At 65.8% G+C, this 6,371-nt stretch carries 7 protein-coding genes; 4 read left to right on the forward strand and 3 right to left on the reverse strand.

Annotation, left to right across the window (positions count from 1 at the left end; translation table 11 throughout):
* Nucleotides 1–72 precede the first annotated feature (72 nt).
* A complete protein-coding gene (locus tag ASD67_RS09660) occupies nt 73–1,209 on the forward strand; it encodes a fatty acid desaturase family protein (RefSeq protein WP_056346334.1) in 1,137 nt (378 codons plus the stop codon).
* A gap of 10 nt (nt 1,210–1,219) precedes the next feature.
* Here ASD67_RS09660 and ASD67_RS09665 read toward each other — a convergent pair whose 3' ends face one another.
* From ASD67_RS09665 to lptF, 3 genes are read right to left on the reverse strand one after another with little or no spacing between them, the layout of a single operon-like run.
* Nucleotides 1,220–1,522, reverse strand: coding sequence for a hypothetical protein (locus ASD67_RS09665; protein WP_056346336.1), 303 nt, complete (start codon nt 1,520–1,522; stop codon nt 1,220–1,222).
* Between the two features lies 1 nt (nt 1,523).
* Nucleotides 1,524–2,621, reverse strand: a complete 1,098-nt coding sequence (gene lptG / locus ASD67_RS09670) for an LPS export ABC transporter permease LptG (protein ID WP_056346338.1) — start codon at nt 2,619–2,621, stop codon at nt 1,524–1,526.
* Nucleotides 2,621–3,841, reverse strand: coding sequence for an LPS export ABC transporter permease LptF (gene lptF / locus ASD67_RS09675; protein WP_082544936.1), 1,221 nt, complete (start codon nt 3,839–3,841; stop codon nt 2,621–2,623). The genes lptG and lptF overlap by 1 nt, the downstream gene beginning before the upstream one ends.
* A 121-nt stretch (nt 3,842–3,962) precedes the next feature.
* On the opposite strand from lptF, the gene ASD67_RS09680 reads away from it, so the two are divergent.
* From ASD67_RS09680 to ASD67_RS09690, 3 genes are read left to right on the forward strand one after another with little or no spacing between them, the layout of a single operon-like run.
* The gene (locus ASD67_RS09680) at nt 3,963–4,436 is read left to right on the forward strand and encodes a DUF2141 domain-containing protein (RefSeq protein ID WP_056346341.1); all 474 of its coding nucleotides are present in this window, start codon (nt 3,963–3,965) and stop codon (nt 4,434–4,436) included.
* A gap of 6 nt (nt 4,437–4,442) precedes the next feature.
* On the forward strand, nt 4,443–5,417 hold the full coding sequence (locus ASD67_RS09685) for a diacylglycerol/lipid kinase family protein (protein ID WP_056346343.1): 975 nt from the start codon (nt 4,443–4,445) through the stop codon (nt 5,415–5,417).
* An 8-nt stretch (nt 5,418–5,425) separates the two neighbouring features.
* Nucleotides 5,426–6,289, forward strand: a complete 864-nt coding sequence (locus ASD67_RS09690) for a hypothetical protein (protein ID WP_056346345.1) — start codon at nt 5,426–5,428, stop codon at nt 6,287–6,289.
* Nucleotides 6,290–6,371 lie beyond the last annotated feature (82 nt).

A 6,371-nucleotide genomic window follows, 5' to 3' on the forward strand; every position in this document is an offset into this window, starting at 1 on the left:
GGGCATAGCTGTGGCGCTGGCGACCCGCATTCGGCCATTTTGCTGCCACGAAATTCTGGTGTGTGAACGCTTATGACGACGATCAATCCCCCCGCCGATCGGCTCGCGACTCCCTTCGTGTCCGGTGCGGCCAAGACGCCCCCGTCGGCGGACGCCGACAAGAATCGGAAGTCGGCGATTGCCGACGACAAGGCGATGCTGCGCGCGGCGTCCGAACTGACGCGCGATCTGTTGAATCCCAGCGCGCGCATCTATTGGACCGACTTCCTCGCCTCGACCCTGCTCGGCTATGGCGGCGTCGCCGCGGCGATCCTCGCGCCGTCGACGGGCTGGATGCTCGCCGCCGCGCTGGTCGCGGTGCTGGCGCTCTATCGCGCGGGTAGCTTCATCCACGAACTCACCCATATCCGCAAACAGGCGCTGCCGGGCTTTCGCCTCGCATGGAATGCGCTTGTCGGCGTGCCGATGCTGATCCCCTCCTTCCTGTATGAAGGCATCCACAGCCTGCATCACAACCGCACCAAATATGGCACGGTCGAGGACCCCGAATATCTGCCGCTCGCGCTGATGAAGCCGTGGACGGTGCCCTTGTTCGTGATCGTCGCGGCGTTCGCGCCGATCGCGCTGCTGTTCCGTTTCGCGGTGCTGACTCCGCTGTCCTTCCTGATCCCGCCGCTGCGCAAGCCGGTGATGGAACGCTATTCGGGCCTCATCATCAACCCGCTGTTCCGTCGCCGTCCGCCCGAGGGCGAGTTCCGCCGCCAATGGGCGTGGCAGGAGGGCGGCGCCTGGGCCTGGTCGACCTTGCTGATCGCCGCGGGTGTGCTCGGCTGGATCCCGCTGCGTGCGCTGCTGATCTTCGGCGCGATCGCGTCCACGACCCTGGTGTTCAACCAGATCCGTACTTTGGTCGCGCATCTGTGGGAGAATGACGGCGGCGAACTGACCGTCACCGCGCAGTTCCTCGACAGCGTCAACGTGCCGCCGCCGGGGCTGCTGCCCGAACTCTGGGCGCCGGTGGGACTGCGTTACCATGCGCTGCACCATCTGCTGCCGGGCGTGCCCTATCATGCGCTGGCCGAGGCGCACCGCCGCCTGAAGGACGCGCTGCCCGCGGATTCGCAATATCATGGCGCCAATTACGACGGCCTGCCGGGGTTGGTGGCGCGGCTCGTGCAGGGGTCGGCGCGGGGCGGGGCTGCGGTCTGAATCCCTGCGGCTAATCGTGGCGGCGGTCGCCGTCCGCAATCGGGCGTATTAGCACGCGACTTCCGGACCGCGCCGCGATACGAACCGCTTCGACGAAGCCGACGCCTTGGCCTTCATATATTTGTTCGAGATGGCGCCAGTCGTCGTCGATCAATGTGGCGCGATAGATTCCGGTGAGCGCCGGTGCGACGGCCATGAAACTTGTTGTCGGCCCCTGCCGGCAAGTCGTGCAGGCGCTAATATAGCTGCCGTAATGAACGATCGTCTCGAACTTCGACGACCCGCAGTCGTCGCAGCGGAAATCGTCGTCCATGCTATTCTTCGGTGCGTATGAGGATCATCTCGCCGATCAGGGCGAACAATATGAACGGTCCCCACGCCGCGAGGAAGGGCGTGTAGGCGCCGAGGTCGCCCATCGCGAGGGCGAAATTGTCGGCGACGAAATAGGCGAAGCCCAATGCCATGCCGAGGATGGCGCGGACGAACAATTTGCCCGAGCGCGCGAGGCCGAACGCCGCGACGGCGCCGAGCAGCGGCATCAGGATCGCCGACAGCGGTCCCGAAATCTTGTGCCACAGCACGCCTTTCAGCGCGTCGACCGGGCGGCCTGCGGCCTCGAGGTCGGCGATCGCGCTCTTGAGCTGGAGGAAGGGCATCTGGTCGCCCTTGACCTGCGCCAGCGTGAACTGGTCGGGGGCGACGCCCTTGGCCGCGACGATCGTGCCGAGCGGCTGGATCGTTCCCGAGCGGCGCACGAAGCGCTTGGCGTTGGTGAGTTCCCAGCCGCCATCGACCGCGCGCGCGCTGTCCGCCGACAGGATCGACGACAGCACCCCGCCGGTGCGTTCATAGATGGTGACCTTGTTCAATATGACCACCGGACCGCCGGTCTGCACCGTGCCCGCGTTGATCAGGTCGTTGCCGGCGCGCACCCATATGTTGCTGCGCACGCCATTGTCGATCGGCACCTTTGCATATTGGACCTTTTGCCAGGCGGCGAGCGCCCCGGTCGAACGCGCGACGATGCGTTCGTTGAAGGCGAAGCTGATGCCCGCGACGAGGAAGGCGGCGAGGAACAGCGGTGCGAGCACCTGATGCGCCGACATGCCGGCACCCTTCATCGCGATGACCTCGCTGTTCTGGTTCAGCGTCGCGAGGGTCAGGATCGTGCCGAGCAGCACCGAAAAGGGCAGGAAGGTCTCGATGATCTGCGGAATACGCATGCCGACATAGCGCCAGACCTCGGCATCGCCATTGCCCGCGACCGCCAGGATCTTGCCGCTTTCGCCGAGCAGGTCGAGCGTCTGCAGGATTAGCACCAGCGCGAACAGGATCGCGAAGGTGCGGACGAGGAACAGGCGCCCGACGTAAAGCGCCATGGTGCGCGAGGGGAAGAAGGAGAGCTGGTGCATCAGTCGGCCGCCTGAACCGCGCGCGGCTTGCGCTGGAACAGCGTGATCAGCCCGCGGATGCGCTGGCCGGCCTTGGCGGCGACGCGTTCGAGCGCGCCGATCGGCTGGCCGCCGGGCACATGCGCGACGGTATAATACATCCAGATCGCGAGGCCCGCGAAGAGCAGGAAGGGCACCCATAGCGCGATCAGCGGATCGACGGTGCCGCGCGCGCCCATATCCTCGGCATATTCGTTGATCTTGTGCTGGGTCACCAGCAGCACGATCGACAAGAAGATGCCGAGCGACGACGTCGATCGTTTCGGCGGAATGGCGAGCGCGATCGCGATCAGCGGAATCAGGAACATCGACACCACCTCGACGATGCGAAAATGGAAATTCGCGCGCGATTCGAGGCGGGTTTTCAACGGTTCACGCTGGTCCTTGCCGGCGACGAACAGTTCGGGGATCGTCTTTTCGCGGTCGGCGCCGCCGCGGGTGCGGAAGGCGTCGATCTTGGGCAGCGGGATCGGCAAATCATGATTGTCGAAGGTCAGGACGCGCGGCACCGCGAATTTGGGCGATTCATGGATCAGCACGCCCCGGGTCAGCCGCAGGATGATCGTGTCGGGATCGTCGGTGGCGAGGAACTGGCCCTGCGCCGCGGTCGCCGACACGCTTTGCCCGTCCTTCTGCTCGCCGCGCACGAAGATGCCGCGCAGGCTGCGGCCTTCGTTCGAGCTTTCCTCGATCCGCAGCGTCATGCGTTCGCCCAGCTTATTGAACTCGCCGACCTTGATCGACGCGCCGAGCGCTCCCGAACGCAGTTCGAACTGCAGTCCTTCATAGGCATAACGGGCGAGCGGCTGGATGAAGCCGACGATCGCGAGGTTGAGCAGCGCCAGCGCCAGCGCAAAGGCATAGGGCACGCGCATCAGCCGCCCGAAACTCATGCCGACGCCCTTCAGCACATCGAGTTCGCTCGACGTCGCGAGGCGCCGAAAAGCCAGCAAAATGCCGAGCATCAGCCCAATCGGAATGCCGAGCGAGAGATATTCGGGGATGAGATTGGCGAGCATGCGCCAGACGACGCTGACCGGGCCGCCTTCGTTCGCGACGAAGTCGAACAGCCGCAGCATCTTTTCCAGCACGAGCAGCATCGCGGACAAAACCAGCGTGCCGAGCATGGGGAAGAAGATGAGCCGCGCGATGTAGCGGTCGATGGCGGGCAATCTATTCAAGCTTTCGTCGCCCCATCACCATGATTTGGCCGCAAATGATTCCGATATGCCGATTCAAGGGCGACAGGGACCCGTGCCGGCTTTGGCTGGCATGGCTATAGCCACTGGGAGCTAATGCGTCATGTCGAAATTTGTATCGACGTCACTCTGCATCATTCTGCTGGCGGTCACGGGACCGGCACATGCAGAGGGGCAGGTTCTGTCGAACGACCTGTCGAAATGCCGGAGCGGTCCGTCCACCCTTGTCCAGATCAGCGGCCTCAAGGCCGGAACGGGCCGGGTACGCGTCCAGGCCTATCGCGCCACATCGGCCGACTGGCTGGCCAAGGGCCGCTGGATCAACCGGATTGAGGTGCCCGTGCGCGCCGCGTCGATGACCGTGTGCGTGCCGCTGCCGGCCGCCGGCAGCTATGGCATCGCGGTGCGCCACGACGTCAATGGCAACGGCAAGACCGACCTGTCATCGGACGGCGGCGGCATGTCGAACAACCCGAGCATCAACATCTTCAACCTCGGCAAGCCGAGCTACAAGAAGACGGCGTTCGCGGTGGGCGATGCGCCAAAGACGATCTCGATCACCATGAAATATATGTAAGGAACTATGGCCAGCGTCGCGCTCCTTTCCAATCCACGCTCGACCGGCAACCGTGCCCTGTTGCCGCGGGTGCGGGAAATCTGCGCGGCGCATCCCGACATCTTTCACTATGAGGTCGAGGACGTCGACCAGATCGGCGAGGCGATCCGCACCATCGCGATGGTGTCCCCGCGCATCATCGTCGTCAACGGCGGCGACGGCACCGTTCAGGCGGCGCTGACCGAACTCTATTCGGGCGATTATTTCGGCGGTTCGCCGCCGCCGGTCGCGGTGCTGCCCAACGGCAAGACCAATTTGATCGCGCTCGACCTGGGCGCCGAGGGCGATCCGCTGAAGGCGCTCGAACGCGTGATCGAACTGGTCGAGACCGGCCGGATCGAGGATCATGTGATCCAGCGCCAGCTGATCTCGCTCGACAGCGGCGGCGAAGCGCGGCCGGTGCTCGGCATGTTCCTCGGCGGCGCCTATCTCGCCGATGTGATGCTCTATTGCCGCAACCGCATCTATCCGCTCGGCCTGCCCAACGGGCTGTCGCACGTGCTGGCGGCTGTCCTCGGCCTGTTCGCGATGCTGCTGGGAATCGGCGGCGGGCGGTTGCCGCCCAAGCCGCAGCCGATGATCGTGTCGTTGATCCGCCAGGGCGAACTGCACGGCAAATTCTCGCTGTTGATCGTCACCACGCTCGAAAAGCTGCTGCTCAGCATCCGCACCAACGACAGTCCCGGCCCGCGCGGCCAGATGAAGCTGCTCGCGGTCGAGCGCGGCGCCGGCGCGCTGTTCCGCATGCTCGGCGCCACCTTGCGCGGAACGCTCGGGCAAAATCCGCTCGAAGGCGTGCATTTCCAGCAGGGCGACGAAATCCGGATCGAGGGCGAGCGGTCGAACGTCATCCTCGACGGCGAGATTTTTATCGCCAAGTCGGGGCGCCCGATCGTCCTGACCTCGACCCAGCCGGTTCCCTTCCTGCGGCTCGCCGCCTGAGCCTCGTCATGCACGACAGCCTGACCGATCTGGTCCGCGCCGAACTCGCCACCCCCGTCGATCCGCGCGCGCGCATGATGGCCGCGGCGATCGCGGCGCAATATCCCGGCTCGGCGCGCGCGGTGCTGTTTTACGGCAGCTGCCTGCGCGAAACCCAGCTCGACGGGCTGATGCTCGATTTCTACCTGATCGTGTCCGACTATGGCGACGCCTATGGCCGGCGCTGGATGGCGGCGGCGAACCGACTGATCCCGCCGAACGTCTTTCCGTTCCAGCACGACGGGCTGATCGCCAAATATGCGGTGCTGAGCGAAGCCGACTTCCACCGCCTGAACGGGTCCGAGACGCGCAACGTGTCGGTCTGGGCGCGCTTCGCCCAGCCGTCGCGGCTGGTGTGGGCGGTCGACGACACCGCGCGCGATCGCGCGATCGCCGCGGTTGCGCGCGCCGCGCCGACGTTGCTTGCCGCCGCCGGCGCGGTCGATGGCGAGCAACCGCTCGACTGGTGGCGCCGCGCCTTCGCGCTCACTTACTCGGCCGAGCTGCGCGCCGAACGCACCAGCCGGGCGCAGTCGGTGGTCGACGCGACCCCCGAACGCTATGCGCGCTTCAGCGCCGCGGCGATGGCCGCGATCCCGGCGAATGCACGCGCCGGCGGCTGGATGCGCCGCCGCGCCGAAGGCAAGGCGCTGAGCATCGTCCGCCTCGCCAAGGCGAGCCTGACCTATGCCGGCGGCATCGATTATCTGGCGTGGAAGATCAACCGCCACGCGGGGACCAAGATCGAGATCAAGCCCTGGCAGCGGCGATGGCCGCTGGTCGCGGCGCTGACGCTGGTGCCGCGATTGATGCGGAGCGGGGCGATACGGTAACGGCCGCTAGCGGGCGTAGATCCTCCCTGCGGCGAAGCCGTGGGGAGGGGGACCGCCGCGAAGCGGTGGTGGAGGGGCCGCG

This window comes from Sphingopyxis sp. Root1497 (assembly GCF_001427085.1).
In the GTDB taxonomy this organism is placed as follows: Bacteria; Pseudomonadota; Alphaproteobacteria; order Sphingomonadales; family Sphingomonadaceae; genus Sphingopyxis.